This window comes from Vibrio sp. S9_S30, from assembly GCF_014694455.1.
Taxonomy (GTDB): domain Bacteria; phylum Pseudomonadota; class Gammaproteobacteria; order Enterobacterales; family Vibrionaceae; genus Vibrio.
Window position 1 is genome coordinate 120,067 of the sequence record NZ_JAAUWT010000006.1, and the last position, 15,433, is coordinate 135,499.

General features: G+C 42.3%; 15 protein-coding genes. 9 read left to right on the forward strand and 6 right to left on the reverse strand.

Translation table 11 applies throughout. The features are described 5' to 3' along the window. Positions 1 to 147: 147 nt before the first annotated feature. Positions 148 to 765, reverse strand: a complete 618-nt coding sequence (locus HC752_RS09065; protein WP_190334820.1) for a glutaredoxin family protein — start codon at positions 763 to 765, stop codon at positions 148 to 150. A gap of 571 nt (positions 766 to 1,336) precedes the next feature. Here HC752_RS09065 and HC752_RS09070 point away from each other — a divergent pair. Further along, on the forward strand, positions 1,337 to 3,097 hold the full coding sequence (locus HC752_RS09070; protein WP_190334821.1) for a methyl-accepting chemotaxis protein: 1,761 nt from the start codon (positions 1,337 to 1,339) through the stop codon (positions 3,095 to 3,097). On the opposite strand, the gene HC752_RS25125 is transcribed toward HC752_RS09070, so the two are convergent. After that, entirely contained in the window at positions 3,094 to 3,219 is a 126-nt protein-coding gene (locus HC752_RS25125) for a hypothetical protein (protein ID WP_274602119.1), read from the reverse strand. The genes HC752_RS09070 and HC752_RS25125 overlap by 4 nt on opposite strands. Positions 3,220 to 3,349: 130 nt before the next feature. On the opposite strand from HC752_RS25125, the gene HC752_RS09075 reads away from it, so the two are divergent. The 3 genes from HC752_RS09075 to HC752_RS09085 all read left to right on the forward strand — a co-directional run bounded on the left by HC752_RS09075 (position 3,350) and on the right by HC752_RS09085 (position 5,579). Further along, entirely contained in the window at positions 3,350 to 3,853 is a 504-nt protein-coding gene (locus HC752_RS09075; protein ID WP_190334822.1) for a GNAT family N-acetyltransferase, read from the forward strand. A gap of 310 nt (positions 3,854 to 4,163) precedes the next feature. Continuing rightward, positions 4,164 to 5,144, forward strand: coding sequence for an oxygen-dependent tRNA uridine(34) hydroxylase TrhO (trhO, locus tag HC752_RS09080; RefSeq protein ID WP_190334823.1), 981 nt, complete (start codon positions 4,164 to 4,166; stop codon positions 5,142 to 5,144). 216 nt (positions 5,145 to 5,360) lie between these two features. Next, on the forward strand, positions 5,361 to 5,579 hold the full coding sequence (locus HC752_RS09085; RefSeq protein ID WP_190334824.1) for a hypothetical protein: 219 nt from the start codon (positions 5,361 to 5,363) through the stop codon (positions 5,577 to 5,579). Positions 5,580 to 5,686: 107 nt separating this feature from the next. Here the strand turns inward: HC752_RS09085 and HC752_RS09090 are convergent, their stop codons facing one another. From HC752_RS09090 to HC752_RS09100, 3 genes are all read right to left on the reverse strand, one after another. Then, positions 5,687 to 6,691, reverse strand: coding sequence for an AbrB family transcriptional regulator (locus HC752_RS09090; protein WP_190334825.1), 1,005 nt, complete (start codon positions 6,689 to 6,691; stop codon positions 5,687 to 5,689). Between the two features lie 56 nt (positions 6,692 to 6,747). Further along, positions 6,748 to 7,098: a DUF3147 family protein gene (locus tag HC752_RS09095; protein ID WP_190334826.1), complete on the reverse strand. Its 351-nt coding sequence runs from the start codon at positions 7,096 to 7,098 to the stop codon at positions 6,748 to 6,750. 251 nt (positions 7,099 to 7,349) lie between these two features. Continuing rightward, positions 7,350 to 7,895, reverse strand: coding sequence for an effector binding domain-containing protein (locus HC752_RS09100; protein ID WP_190334827.1), 546 nt, complete (start codon positions 7,893 to 7,895; stop codon positions 7,350 to 7,352). A gap of 236 nt (positions 7,896 to 8,131) precedes the next feature. On the opposite strand from HC752_RS09100, the gene HC752_RS09105 reads away from it, so the two are divergent. The 3 genes from HC752_RS09105 to HC752_RS09115 all read left to right on the forward strand — a co-directional run bounded on the left by HC752_RS09105 (position 8,132) and on the right by HC752_RS09115 (position 10,010). Continuing rightward, positions 8,132 to 8,830: an aspartate/glutamate racemase family protein gene (locus HC752_RS09105; RefSeq protein ID WP_190334828.1), complete on the forward strand. Its 699-nt coding sequence runs from the start codon at positions 8,132 to 8,134 to the stop codon at positions 8,828 to 8,830. A gap of 389 nt (positions 8,831 to 9,219) precedes the next feature. Beyond that, positions 9,220 to 9,549 carry an antibiotic biosynthesis monooxygenase family protein gene (locus HC752_RS09110; RefSeq protein WP_190334829.1) on the forward strand — a complete coding sequence of 110 codons (330 nt, stop codon included), beginning with the start codon at positions 9,220 to 9,222 and terminating at the stop codon, positions 9,547 to 9,549. Then, complete coding sequence (locus HC752_RS09115; RefSeq protein ID WP_190334830.1) at positions 9,546 to 10,010, forward strand: GNAT family N-acetyltransferase; 465 nt, start codon at positions 9,546 to 9,548, stop codon at positions 10,008 to 10,010. The genes HC752_RS09110 and HC752_RS09115 overlap by 4 nt, the downstream gene beginning before the upstream one ends. Positions 10,011 to 10,078: 68 nt before the next feature. Here HC752_RS09115 and HC752_RS09120 read toward each other — a convergent pair whose 3' ends face one another. Beyond that, on the reverse strand, positions 10,079 to 11,209 hold the full coding sequence (locus HC752_RS09120; protein WP_190334831.1) for an acyl-CoA desaturase: 1,131 nt from the start codon (positions 11,207 to 11,209) through the stop codon (positions 10,079 to 10,081). 252 nt (positions 11,210 to 11,461) lie between these two features. On the opposite strand from HC752_RS09120, the gene HC752_RS09125 reads away from it, so the two are divergent. Further along, on the forward strand, positions 11,462 to 12,802 hold the full coding sequence (locus HC752_RS09125; RefSeq protein WP_190334832.1) for an alpha-amylase family protein: 1,341 nt from the start codon (positions 11,462 to 11,464) through the stop codon (positions 12,800 to 12,802). 295 nt (positions 12,803 to 13,097) lie between these two features. Further along, positions 13,098 to 15,410, forward strand: a complete 2,313-nt coding sequence (locus tag HC752_RS09130; RefSeq protein ID WP_190334833.1) for a methyl-accepting chemotaxis protein — start codon at positions 13,098 to 13,100, stop codon at positions 15,408 to 15,410. Positions 15,411 to 15,433: the final 23 nt, after the last annotated feature.

The following is a 15,433-nucleotide window of genomic DNA, read 5'->3' on the forward strand; positions in this document are numbered from 1 at the left end:
CAATGATGGTCGAAGGAACGAACTAAAGCCCAATTGTACAATTGGGCTTTTGCCTTTTTTTACCCAAGCTGCTTTATACCCCCGCGACTTCCATACCCCAGACTGTGTTTGTATCCATGCCACTTGGCTCATCAGTTTATAAACGGGTTAACTTGCGTTTTTAGATTCTATTTCAATCACGTTATCCGGCACAGGGCGCAATCCATTTGTTCCAATGTGTTCTTCAAGTTTGTTGAAACCACCAACATAATTACCATCTAACCAAATTTGAGGAACGGTGACGGGCGTTTTTTTCCCGATAATGGCTTTTACTTCTGGAATCATCCGATAGAGGGCTGAACTGTTTTTTACGACGTCATGGTATTCGTACTCAATACCTAACTCATCGAGTAGGCGTTTTGCTTTAACACAGTAAGGGCATGTCGCTTTTCCATAAATAATATTTCCAGAGAGTTTACTGCGCTTTGTCCATTGTTGAACAACCGATTGCACTAACACACCACGGTTGAGTGCTTCACCTTGGCTAATCACTTTGCCTTCCACAATTAAAATAGGTGCATGAATAGCGCCGTATTTCAATGGCTCCCACCAGTGTGATAACCAGTCTTTTATTTCTAAATCAATGGGAATCCCGTCCAATTCGTTTTCAAAGGTGTCTTGGAGGATATCTTTTGTTAGCGTGCATTCTCCACAAGGAATGTTCACCTTGAATGGACCCCAACTCCCCCCCCAGCGGTATAATGTGATCTTGATCGGATTTGCCATTGATGTTTCCTCATAAAGTGTATTGATTTAATAGATCCGGATAATGAAAAAAATCTTTCATCTATTAAACATATTTTTATCTAACCGTGGAGTGCAGGGTAACCAACAAAGTCAGATTGACTGTAAAAATTATAGCAAACAGACAAATATCGCTATTTATATTTTTTGGGCTCACATTATTCTCTAAATGGCTCGGCTTTTTTCCATTTTTTTTGAAAAAAAATAAGCCTGAATTTAATTAGTAAATACTTACATAATTCCTAGCGATGTAATAAAGAACTTAGCCAAGAAAATGCCTTTTTTTAATCCGAGTAAAAAAAGTCTATTAGCTTCTACTTCATTATATAAGTTCGAATTCCCCTATCATCAAAAAGAAAATGCTCTTTATAATAAAATTAAAACATGCGTAATATTTAATATATTTGAAGAATTATTGCGTTGTGAGCGATAGCACATTTATTGTCTTCCTTTGTGCTAATGTAGTTAAATTGTTGACAATTCTGTTTATATGAAACCGGTTTTATTTGGCTTTGGTTTCGCTTTCGAATATATATATTAGGGACTATATTGTATGAGCAGGTTAAGCTTTAAATTAAAAGTAATAATACTGATCTCCTTTTCAGTTTTAATCACTATTGTTACTTCTTATGCTAGTGTTAACTACTATATTAGTGAGTATATTTATGAATCTGATGTTCATAAGATTGAGCATAATACATCATTGATTAACGGACGTATTTCCGATGAAATAGAGAACATAGTATCGTTGGCTATCAGCTCCAACATGATGATTGATTCGCCTGAAGAAGTGAAAGAATCCACTATGTTCTCTAAGGTTGTTAAAGTCGTCTCTGGTGTTATTGCTGTTGGTGATACGGGAAGGTTGGAAGGTGAGGCAAGGGACAAGTATATTAATCTAGCCCGCGCCATGGAATCGGATTCGATCACTGTGGGTGTGAGTCAACCGGAAATGGTAGATGGAAAGTTATACTCAACTATTTCCGTTAATAGAGAAGGCGGTTCCGCTGACTTTTATACTTTAGATTTGGAGGTGTTTTCTGAAATTATCAAGAAATATTCTGAAAATGGAAGTTATATAGAACTCATTTCACCCTCAAATGAAAAAATATATTCAGATAAGGTTGATAGTGGTCCTCAAATCCTGAAAATCTTAAGTTCGACAATTGACACCTATGGACTTAACTGGTCTCTTGACAGCTATGTTAACCTTCAAAGCATAGAGGATAACACCGACACTCTTAATAATGATATTACTATCGTCCTCGTACTCATTGGCTTCATTGTTATTGTATTGAGTACGTTGATGCTTCATCAAGCATTTAGACCATTGCTATCATTAAAAAATATGGTAACAGAATTATCTAATGGTACCGGAGATTTAACTCAGCGGCTCTCGGTTAAATCCACCGATGAAATTGGAACTATATCTTCTTCAATTAATATGTTTATTGAAAAGCTACAAGAGAACTTTATCGATGTTGCTACATCTACAGGTAATATAGATAAAGCGATTGAAAAACTAAGCCGTCAATCCCAGTCAAACTTGAGTACGTTGGATGGTCATACACAAGAAACGGAGCAAGCAATCAGCGCAATAAGTGAAATGAGCGCGACCGCTGACGCGATTACTGATAGCGCGGTAAAAGCAGCTGAACTAACAGACATCACGAATATGAATGCCAACACATCGAAGAGAACGGTTCAGCAAGCCGTCAAAAATGTTTCAGCCTTGATTGATGAAGTAAGCTCGATGTCAACATCGATTAGCACCATGAGTCATGATACTAACCAAATTAATTCGGTTCTTCAGGTCATTGGAGATATAGCGGAACAAACCAACTTGTTGGCACTGAATGCAGCTATTGAGGCGGCTCGAGCGGGTGAACAGGGTCGAGGTTTTGCCGTCGTCGCCGATGAAGTCCGAGCGCTTGCGGCAAGAACTCAAGAAAGTACATCGCAAATTAATGAAATGCTAGGCAAGCTTCGGAATGCGACGGACAACGTGGTTACGGCAATGGAGTCCACCCGAGCAAGTTGTGAGGAAACCGCACAAAGTACCAATGAAGTGATGGAGTCTTTGAATCTTGTCACGGATTCTGTTGTAGAAATCAATGAAATAAATTCACTTGTTGCGACGGCTGCGAAAGAGCAAAGCCAAGTTACGGATGAGGTCAGCCGAAACATGGCTGCGATTCAAGATATTGTTCATCAATTAAACGACAATGCATCTGATGGGCTCGCCATCAATGAAGAGCTGAGAGCCACGTCTAACAGCCTAGGGGATGTGGTTGGTCGATTCAAAGTTGGTTAGTTAGACAAACCTCTGGGTAGAAGGGCGTTGTCGCGCCCTTTTTCTTTTCCTTCGTCCACGTTGTCTTTTTCTCCTCGAACACCAATCTCTTGCTTACCAGAAAGCGTTCTTAGAGGTAACATTCAAAGAATTTTCTCGGCAGCTCGTTTAAGATTCAAGAATGTAATAGCGGAGCTTTGCTATAGTTTAGTGACATAGCTTGCCAAGTCGTCCCTCACCACCTCGTGTCCATGCTCATCTAAAGGAAATCTTATGGTAGAAACGGAACACCTTATCCTTGTGCCAACATCACACAGTGATTTGGATATTTATAAAGAGCTGCTTTCCAGTGCCATTGTCACGCGCTATTTACCATCGGGTAAACCTTACACAGAGAAGCAAATTCAAACGAACATCAAAAATCGTGAAGCACACTGGCTTAAACATGGTTTTGGTACGTTTACCGTTTGTCAAAAATCGGATCGAACCAAAAAATTGGGCTATGTGGGCGTTGAAGAATCTCCAGAACCCAATATTTTTGAGGTCAGATACGCCATTCTGCCTGAGGCTCAAGGCCATGGCGTTGCTCAAGAAGCGGCACGAGCGTGTTTAGACTTTACTTTTCAAACCAGTAAGTTGAGTAAGATTTATGGCGTTGCTGTTAATGAAAACTATCCCTCTATAAAAGTGATAGAAAAGCTTGGGATGCAGCCAGAACCCGACGCAAACTTTTATGACTTTAATGAACTCCTGTATTACGCCATTTCACGCCACTAATCTTTTCTAGTTCACGGCGCTAATGCTCTAGTTCACGGTGCTAATGCTTCTAGTTTACGGCGCTAATGTTTCTAGTTCGCGCCACGAAAGCTTTCAGTTCACACCTTGAAAGCTTCCAGTTCACGCCTCGAAAGCTTCCTGAGCCAGTGTCCGAAAATACCCATAGAACTTATCTGTGTTTGTGAAAAGCGCACTCAGCTATACTCCTTCGTCTCGAATCGCTCTTTTGGGTTGATACCAAGTCAAAAGAGGGCTCGTGATGTTATCAACAGCTCTGGATTTACGATCCAGCTCGCTAGAAGGAAAAGAAATGTCTGAATACGTAGTATGCGCCTTGTATAAATTTGTACGTCTTGAAAATTATGTGGATCTCCGTGAGCCTTTAAAAGCTTTGATGGAAAAGCACGAAGTTCGCGGAACGTTATTACTGGCAGAAGAAGGCATAAATGGTACGGTTGCCGCTAAGAGAGAGGGTATCGATGCGTTGCTTACGTGGTTTAAGCAAGATCCTCGTTTAGCTGAAATTGTCTACAAAGAGTCTTTTGATAAGGTACAGCCTTTTAATCGTACCAAAGTAAAACTCAAAAAAGAGATTGTGACACTTGGCGTCGAAGGTATCGATCCTCGTCATGTAGTGGGGACCTATGTCAAACCTCAAGATTGGAACGATCTTATTGCGGATCCGGAAGTGTTTGTTGTTGATACCCGCAACGATTACGAAATAGAAATCGGGACGTTTCAAAACGCCATTAACCCTAAAACGGATACCTTTCGTCAATTCCCAGAGTTTGTTGCTCAAAACATGGATCCAGAGAAGCACAAAAAAGTGGCCATGTTTTGTACAGGAGGTATTCGATGCGAGAAATCGACCGCTTACATGAAAGAGCAGGGGTTTGAAGAGGTTTATCACCTAGAAGGTGGCATTCTAAAATATCTTGAAGAAGTGCCGGAAGAAGAAAGTCTGTGGGAAGGTGATTGCTACGTGTTTGATGGGAGAGTGGCGGTAAACCACCAACTTGAGAAAAGTGGTTATGAGATGTGCAATGCGTGCCGTTTGCCTATCACAGAGCAAGATATGGCGTCTTCCGCTTTCGAAAAAGGGGTGAGTTGCCCTAAGTGTGTCGACAAACATTCAGAAGAGCAAAAATCCCGTTTTCGCGAGCGTGAAAAACAAGTTCAACTTGCTGTCGAGCGTGGAGAAATTCACGTAGGTGGGGAAGCCGACAAGGTCATTGCGCAGCGCAGACAAGAAAAACTATCACGTAAAGCGCAACAGCGTCAGCGTAAGTAGTCGCAAATCCAAACAGAAAGTTTGGTCCGTATTGACCAAAATTATCCTTGCATCGCATTAATATTAAAGATGATTTAATTTCTCGAAACCCTCAGACACCTGTGTTTGAGGGTTTTTTAATGCCTCTATATGACTTAATAAAGCTTGCTTTATATTGACTAATTTAAAAACACCTCATAACATATATATGAAATACATGTTATGAGGTGTTTGAGTATGAATTTTAAGAGAGTCAGCGAAATTGGGGGTACGGTCATGATCGTTTCTTTGATAGTGATGACCACCACGTTGTTAATCAGCTTTCCGTTCGCGGATCGTTTCAGCATTATTCAGCAGGCAATTGCTCATATCGGAACCATCGTATTTGCAGGTGTATTTAAAGTGGGTTACGTCGCCTTTATTGTTGGTCGATACGAAAGAAAGCTCTCGTTTTAAAGGACAGTGATTATGAAGTTTGCGTATTTTTATTATTTTAGTCTTGCTGCGTTTCTTGGGCTAATTGCCCCATTTCTCGTTTTGTATCTAGCGGTTATGGATTAGATTTACCTTCTGAACAAAATGTAAACCGCAGGCGCAAGCTGTAACGCACTCAAACGAATGACGTGATGCAGTATAATAAACATCACGTCGAAGCCATTGGCTAATGCCACAACCACAACGCTTTCTAGTGCTCCTGGCGCGTATGCGAGTGCAACAGACGTCATTGGAACATCAAGTATGGAAACCGTAACCCCCACAAAGAGGGCCGTAATGGTAAGGACTAATACAAAACAGATGCATCCTGCTCTGCTGTATTTCAATACGTCATGTCCCGTTATTCCGCCAAAACGCGACCCTATCAACAAGCCAAGAACGACAATAGCAGCGTTCATAAGCCAACTCGGAACCAAAAGATCTTCGATAGGAAGAATGGGCGAGAAAATAAGGCAAGACAGCATCGTTGTTAATAGGTAGGGAGCGGGGACATTCAAACGTTCAAGCCAGCGACCAGACACCATTGAAATAATGGCGAGAAATACGAAAGTGCTTATGGACTCAAAAGAATAACGCAGTTGCTCGGCTTCTACAGACTCATACCCATCTGGAATAAAGAAGCTAGCGAAGATGGTCAATAATACCAGCCTAAATAGATGAACAAAGAGGACGCTAGGTGAAGCATTGTTTTTGTCTATTACATCCAGTACAGCCGCCATTGCCCCTGGATATGCGGCGAGTATGCTGTCCAATTTCGACCACTTTTCGTGCTTACGGAGCCACCAATACCCCATCCCGACTTGAACCACTAAACACACTAAAAGGATCAAAAGGCTGGGCAGCAGGTTGAGAAACTGCTCTAGTGAATACTCAACCAGTTGAAATCCTGCCGAAAACCCAAGTACTAACTGAAGGAATACACTGTCCTTTCTGCTTGTCTTTGCATTAGGGAACAATCGAACGGAGACTGCGGCGCCTAACAACGTGCCCAAAAGCAATCCGTGTGGAATGGCAAATTGCTGAAATATGACACCTACGGTCAAGGAGAAAGTGAGTAATTTAAGATATTGCACCGTCTCTCCTTTTCAAGTTGATGCTTACATAGTTTGTGTTCTGTTAGGAAGGAAAGCTAAAGCAAATCCACGCCAAAAGCGCGCGCTATCCAGACAATGATGGCAAACGACACCATCGTGATGACGATGCCGATTCCAAGTGATGTAAAAAAATGAAATCGCTGCATGAGCATTGGGAAAGCCAAAAACATGGGCAGTGTGGCAACAACATACCAAAATGTGTAAAACGCATGATTGGCGAGTTTTTCTTTTGGCTGCCCTTCAAAATGGAGCCAAATTAATGCCAACACAGTAACTAAAGGAAGAGATGCCAATAGTGCACCCAGTTTGTCGCTGCGCTTGGCAAGCTCAGACACTAAAACAATAATGGCTGCGGTGATAAAAAATTTGGTGACAATCCATGCCATAAAAAATCCTGATTAATAGAGCAGCAAAAGGAAGCATCCGTTCAGCGGGTATCATACCCCAAATGGATTTTTTTGCATTTAACAGAGAGCGTTTAGGCATTCTAGGTTGATTTTATTGGTCAATAACCTTGATGTAGAGCGATGGAAACGCCAACGCCATATTCCTTGGAAAAGGCTTTGGTGTTGGCGAGATATGTAGACGGCTTAAGTGTAAAGACTAAGGTTAAGCAGTAGGAGTTAAGTGATTGGAGTTAAGTGATTGGAATGACACCAATGTAAATTTCCACGTCTTCCTCGCTTTTGTACTTTTCGAAATCCGTACGGTACGCTCGCTTATATTCACAATGTTCGTTAGAAAAATATGCCCAGATTTGTTGCCAAAGCTCAACGACCATACTTGGCATCGTGCCTTTGTTGCAAAATACTAAGTACTCTCCAGATTCGACGAGGGAGACTTCGAGCGTACCTTGCTCACTTAGCTGAGTGGCTCCTGCTGTGACATCGAATTCGCCAAGATGATCCGATTCGTATTGATGATATATCCCAAAGACTTCTGATTCGGCTTGAAGATGTGGGGCGACATGAACAGAGAATTCTTGCCACAGAGTGCTAATTTTCATGGCGGAGGTTTTCATTTCATCGTGATTGTTTGTACGAACTGTTAATCCGTGAACGGCGAATTGTTCGACTTTTTCCAAGCGCATATGATGTCCTATCAGTAAATAAACGTGTTTTGGTGAGCTTTTAGCATAAAGAGTTCGAGTGACAGGTTGTGTCAGTAGTGCAGTGCAAGACACGATCATTCCCTATGTGCAGGGCTCACCATTGACGTGCAAATACGCCTAGTTATCAACAGAAATCTCTGACTAGAAAGGATGTAAAAGACGGCTTCCATTTAATTCAATAGATTATGCCGTTTTTTAGCCAAAGCTTAGGTTAACTTAAAATTTTATCAATAAGATGTATATTTATATCGAAGTTTTGTTGTGTCTTTGTTAATTTGTAATGGAAAATTTAATATAAGGTTGGTGGAATGAAAGTAATAGGGATGATCGGTGGCATGAGTTGGGAATCCACAACCAGTTACTACCGAGCTATCAATACACTCACCAACCAACGATTGGGTGGATTTCATTCTGCTAAGATTTGTTTGTACAGTGTTGATTTTGCTGAGATTGAAGCGCTTCAGCGTGCTGGTGAATGGAGTAAAATGGCCGATATCCTTTCCAATGCTGCAACATCTCTTGAATCAGCAGGGGCGGAGTGCATTTTGATTTGCACCAACACGATGCACAAAGTCGCACCAGAAGTTCAATCTTCAGTTTCGATACCGCTTATTCATATTGCCGACCCAACGGGAAATGCTTTGGTTTCAAATGGCATTACAAAAGTGGGGTTGCTGGGCACACGCTTCACCATGGAGCAAGCTTTTTATCGTGAGCGCATTGAAAAGAAATTTGGTGTTTCCGTTGTTGTTCCTAATGAAAGACAGCAAGCCGATGTACACAGGGTCATCTATGAAGAACTGTGTCATGGGCAGATTTTGGACGCATCTAAATCTATTTATTTAGATGTCATCGATGCTTTGTCTGAGCAAGGGGCGCAAGCCATCATTTTAGGGTGTACCGAAATAGCCTTGCTCGTTAAGCCTTCGGATACCGCCATACCGCTCTATGATACGACGCATTTGCATGCGCAGAGTGCCGTCGAATTCGCTTTAGCTAAGGATTAAAAGTAATGGCGACCACCAAAGGCCGTCGATATTAACGTATTTATCACCGCGTTACAGTGTGAATGCTGTAAAGCACTTTATGTGGTCTTTTCACGGGTCGGATTCGGTAGGCGATTTGATGGTTTAGATACCCCTGAGTGCTCTAAATTGAATCGAATGAAAACAGCCTCTGTTTTGATGGACGGCGATAGAACTGTCTAGGCGTTACACTGGATATTGCGATATTTAGCAAGAGAAGAAGATGAAAAGCGACGAATTTGTTGCTTTATGATTAGGCTCAATAGACCCTAAGAACTAAGCCAATACTCAATAAATAGAGTAAGTGCTTTATAAGATTTGTACCTAGCTTGTGCTTTGAGCTACTGGGTACTTTGTGAAGGAGTAGAGAGATGTCGTTAATTGCAAACACACCAGAGCCGCCGTATTACGCAGTAATATTTAGCTCAGTAAAAAGCCCTCATGATGAAGGGTATGGAGACGCAGCTAGCCGTATGCTTACGCTTGCAAAGCAGCAAGCAGGGTATTTGGGGGTAGAATCCGCACGCGAGGGACTTGGTATTACGGTATCTTACTGGCGTGACTTGGATTCGATAAAGCAATGGAAGACCAATGCGGAGCACCTAGATGCGCAAAAGCGGGGCAGAAAACAATGGTACCAATCTTACAAAATTCGAATTGCAAAAGTAGAACGCGATTATAGTTTTGAGGGGGGTATATGATTCTGATTCGACACTATACGGAACAGGATGCGAGAGCGACTTGGAAGCTGTTTTTTCACACGGTACGCAAAGTGAATTTAGGCGATTACAGCGAAGATGATGTGAAGGCATGGGCACCAGAACGTTTTGAATTAGCACGATGGCAAAAGCGAATGAACCGTATAGAGCCATTCATTGCTGAACTGAATGGTAAGGTCGTTGGCTACGCTGACTTACAAAAAGACGGTTTAATCGATCACTTCTTTTGCCATCATTTATACCAAGGGAAAGGCGTTGGAGCGGCACTAATGAATCATATTTTTTCGGTTGGTAAGGCGAAAGGCATCGATCGTTTTTATTCAGAGGTGAGCATTACCGCAAAGCCGTTTTATGAGCATTTTGGGTTTGAAGTCGTGCAGCGCCAAAAAATTGAGCTCCGAGGCCGAGCGTTAACCAACTTCCTGATGGAAAAGAACATTTAACCTTCGTGCAGACCAAAATGAAAAACTCACCAATTGGTGAGTTTTTCATTTTGGTCTGCTGTAAAAGTTTACGCGTATTGCGCGACCAATCTATCCCAGTTTTTTTGCTTGGCTTTCAGAGTCGCTCGCACTTGCTGGTAACGAACCTTGAGCAACGACGCCTCATACTTACGAGTCAGGTCGGTTTTTTTCGCTTCCATAAGCTGTTTTTTGACTTCGTAATACTCCTGCATTTGCTTCCACAGTGCATCGTATTCAGATTGCAGAGAATCCATTAACGTCGCACCTTGTGGTTTGCTTTGAATATTTTCTTTTACCTTGCGAAGTTGCATTTGTATCCTCGCACGCTCAATTCGAATGGCTGGGCATCGTGTCAGTTTGTTGGCTAAACCAACCCATGAAAACAACCGAATCATCCACTTGGTTGGATCGTACTGCCACCAATGAATGCCGTTGCGGTAGTCATTTTCAAAAATATGGTGATAGTTGTGGTAGCCTTCGCCAAAAGTGAGCAATGCTAAAAATCCATTATCCCTTGCGGTGTTCTTATCCGTGTAAGGTTGAGAGCCCCAAATATGAGCCAATGAGTTGATAAAGAAAGTCGTATGATGGTTCAGTACTAAACGAACCGCTCCTGTGATCAGCAACATTCCCCAAATATCATTGTGCAGTAGCCCAAGCAACACGGGTACACCTACATTCATGGCAATAGCAAGCAACAAGTAGTGCTTGTGTTGCCACATGACAATGGCGTCTTTTTGAAGGTCTCGGCAATTTGAATAGTCGGAATAAGTGGCTTTGTTGTAATGCCTTAACATCCAACCAATGTGCGAAAACCAAAACCCTTTTTTAGCCGAGTAAGGGTCTTTATCGTTAATATCAACGTGTCTGTGGTGTACTCTATGATCGGATGACCAATGCAGTGCACTGTTTTGAAGAGAAAAAGCACCGCCTAACGCGTAAACCACTCGAACGATAGGGTGTGCTTCATAGGCTTTGTGGGCCCAAAGACGATGGTAGCCTGCGGTGATAGAAAGGTTGCAAAAACTGAACGTAACAATCAGCCAAACCAGATGCTCAACCCCATATCCGAATTGATACCCATACAAAGGGGCAACCAACACCGCCAAAAGCATGCTGATAGAAAATACCCCTATATTAAGCCATATGAGGGGCGGTTTTTTTTCGGCGTTGATCATTTTCGGTTATTCCATTTTCAGCGTACAGATGTGCACTAAAAGATATTCAGCGGACATGTGTAAGTCAATAGTTAAGTTGCAATAATGTTGTTGAAACCATAGTAAAAGCATAGCAGTAATGGGGGAGAGCCGTGCTTTTTGAAACATGGTCACTTAACTGGCTTAACCTTTTGTGGGAACAGTTGCATTTAAATCGGCTTGCTCATTAAGATACTGACTGAACCATTTGGGTAATGTGGAGCCGATCGAAGAATGTTACAAAATGAAGGCCGATCAAATGTGATATTGCATGCGTTTGACTGGCAGTACTGTGAAGTCGCCGAACAGGCAGAAAAAATCAGTCGATTAGGCTATCGATCGGTCTTAGTATCGCCTCCGCTAAAATCGTTGAAAGAAGGAAAAGGTCGCTTTTGGTGGCAGCGGTATCAGCCACAAGATTACAGGATCATCGACAACCCTTTAGGAAACACCCACGACTTTAAACACATGATGCAAGTGCTCATAGAGTATGACATTTGGGTGTATGTCGATGTCGTTTTTAATCATATGGCCAACGAATCGGATAGACGATCGGATCTTCAGTATCCTGCCCAATCTGATATGGAAATCTACAAATCGAATGCGTCATATTATGAAGGATTAAAATTATTCGGGGATCTGTCACATCCACTGTTTGATCAGGACGATTTTGTAGAGCCGTTTGGAATTGTAGATTGGTGTAATAAATGGGAGGTACAAAACGGTCGAATCAGCAGCGGACCATCCGATCCAGGCTTGCCGACTCTTAAAGATAATCAGCATGTTATTGAGCAACAAAGGCATTATTTGAAGGCTTTAAAGCAGTTAGGCGTTCGTGGTTTTCGGATAGACGCGGCCAAGCATATGAGCTTGCAGCATTTAGAGAAAGTGTGGGGACCAGATATAACCGAAGGCATGCACATTTTTGGCGAAATCATTACCGATGGCGGGGTAACAAAGCAGGAATATGAGCTATTTCTTAAGCCATATTTAGAAAAAACAGATTTGGCTGCGTATGATTTCCCGCTGTTTAATACCTTGTTTAAAGCCATGAAGCCTGAAGGCACATTGGAATCACTGGTCGATCCCTATGCATTAGGCATGGCCCTATCTAACCCGAGAGCCGTCACATTCGCCATTACCCATGACATTCCCAATAATGATGTTTTTAAAGAGTTAGTGATGGATGAAGCAAGCGAATGGTTAGCTTATGCCTACTTGTTGGGACGTGATGGAGGGGTGCCACTAATTTATGCGGAGCCGCCAGCGAGAGTAATGGCAAATCAAGACAGAGCGAATCGATGGGAGTACGGCTGGCAGAGTGATAAATTAAAAGATCTATTGACTTTTCATCATAAAATGTACGGTGAAAAAATGACCTTTGATTTTATAAGTAAAGATGTCATTTTATTCTCACGTGGAAAAAAAGGAATCATAGGTATCAATAAAGGAAAATACCCCCAACTCATTTCCAAACTTTATCCAAATTATAGAAATATTTTTATTGGCTCAAAATGCAGCCTAGATCAACTCGAAATAAAGCCAAAAGACTACTTAATTCATTGTTTTGATTGATTGTTATTCTTTTCTGTTACTTTCCTTATTAGCTAACTTTTTTGCTCCCTAATTCATTATAGTTATATTTAATGACTATAAAATATAATCATTGCTTACAAAGAGTTATTTGAGAGTTTTGCTAACCCAGCGCATTTATGCAATGTAACTCGTTACAATCTGTACCAAACTTAACCTTGATGGTGAAATAGAAAATTTAAATATATAAAAGTTAGTAGGCTGTCGTTAATTTCTATCTTTGAGGATACACGCTATTGATAGGTGTAAATAATGATAAATCTAATAAGGTTATAAAATGAAGATCGCAACTAAAATTATTCTTGCTTGTTCTTCCTTGTGTGCGATTGGGGTTATTGTAAGCGGGAACTTCGTAGCCTGGAGAGCATCGGATTTATCCGAACAAGCTATTTACGATAGAGCTGTTAGCCAATTAATTTCAGTCCGAGAGATAAAAAAGCGGGAAATAGAAAGGTACTTTGAACAGATCCAGCTTCAGCTGAATACGGTAGCAGATGACCTCTCGACTCAAGCGGCAATAAAAGACTTTACTTTAGCGTTCAAAGAATACCCAAAAGAGAAGGTGAGTTCTGCAGATATTAATTCGCTTAAAAATTATTACAGCAATGAATTTGGGCAAACCTACCGAAAGAGTAACGATAATCAGTCGGGGGGTGAGTTAACCCGTTTGGGTCAGCTAGGCGATGTAGCTACAGCGCTTCAGGCTCGCTATATTGGTGTTAACCCTAACGCTCTTGGCGAAAAACACCTTTTGAAATCAGATTCTTTGAATACCGATTATGACAAAGCTCATCGCTTGTATCACCCGTCCCTCAAACATTTTCTTGAATCGTTTGGGTATTACGATATTTTTTTGGTAGACAATCAAGGAAACATTATTTATTCCGTCTTTAAGGAACTGGACTACGCGACCAATCTTCTCTCTGGACCCTATAAGAACAGCGGTCTAGCAGAAGCGTTTAATGGTGCTAAGTCAAAAGCTAAGAACGATTTTTTCCTTGTTGACTTTAAACCATACTATCCGTCCTATGAAGCGGCGGCATCGTTTATGGCTGCTCCCGTCTTCGAAAATGATGAAAGGCTTGGGGTCGTGGTTTTTCAAATGCCGGTTGACGCCATTAATCAAATCATGACCTACGATGGCAAGTGGGCAGAGGCGGGGTTAGGTTTGAGTGGTGAAACGTATCTGGTGGGGCAAGATGGTCTGCTGCGAAGTCAACCCCGTTTTCTACTAGAGGATAAGCAAGGGTATCTTAACGCTCTGACGTCCGCTGGTGTTTCGCCACAAGTTGTTTCATCAATCAGTAGTAAAGGCAGCGCCATTGGTCGTCAAACGGTTGACACACCAGCAAGCCAAGCGGCGCTAAGTGGGCGAGTGGGCAGCGATATTATCTTGGATTACCGTAACGTTTCTGTTTTGTCGGCATACTCCTCTGTTACCGTGGCTGGGCTAAAATGGGCGATCCTCAGTGAAATTGACGAAGAAGAAGCGATGGAGGATCTGAGCCGTTTAAACCATGCGGTCTTTACGGCTGTGGGCATTAGCACCGTTATGTTAATCATTCTGGCTGCGATAGGTGCGTCACTAGTCGGAGGGGGCATCACCCGCCCCATTAAAGCCGCTGCACGGCAAATTTCTCATATCAGCGATTCTAAGGATTTGACCGCAAGGCTTGAAAATAATGGCAAAGACGAGATGTCGGATCTTGCCAAGGCATTGAATGAATTGTTTGAGCAGTTGCAAGGCATCATTAAGGAATTCAGCGGGGCAACCAATGAGTTGAGCGAAAACAGTCAAAGAATGTCCATTGCTATGAAGGACACGCGCAATGCGGTTCATGAGCAACACAACAAATCTGACTCAGTGGCCACAGCGGTAAATGAAATGAGCGCGTCAGTGTCTGAAGTGGCGCAGTTTGCTAGCCGAGCGGCAGAGTTCGTTAAAAACGCCAATGATACCGGACAGCAGAGCGCATCGATTGGGCGTGCACTAGGCAACGAGATGGGGCAATTGGCCGATCAAATGCAGCAAGCCAATCAAGCCATTGAAAGGCTTCTTAAGGAGAGCGGCTCTATCGGGGAAGTGCTTGATGTTATTCAGTCTATTGCCGAACAAACGAACCTATTGGCTCTGAACGCGGCGATTGAAGCCGCACGAGCCGGAGAACAAGGAAGAGGCTTTGCCGTCGTAGCCGATGAAGTTCGTTCTTTAGCAAGCAGAACTCAAGCCTCAACGGAAGAAATTCGTGGCAAAATTGAAGCTTTGCAAGGGGAAACGCAAGCCGTGGCAGACGGCATCACTAACGCGAACTCGTCCGTAACGAGAGGGACAGAAAGTTGTCGTCAAAATACGGATATGCTTGATCAAATCACGAAGATGCTGACCGAGCTGAACGATATGAACTTGCAGATTGCAACGGCGGCGAATGAACAATCCTCTGTCACGGATGAAATCAGTAGCAGCATCACATCCATTGCCGATGCATCAATGCAGATATCAACTCAGACCAATGAAATAGATGGCGTTGTTTCTGGGTTATCAGACCAAGCCACGGCGTTAAATAAGAAAGTTGGGCAGTTCCGGTATTAAACGTCTTTATCAATGAGAAAAGC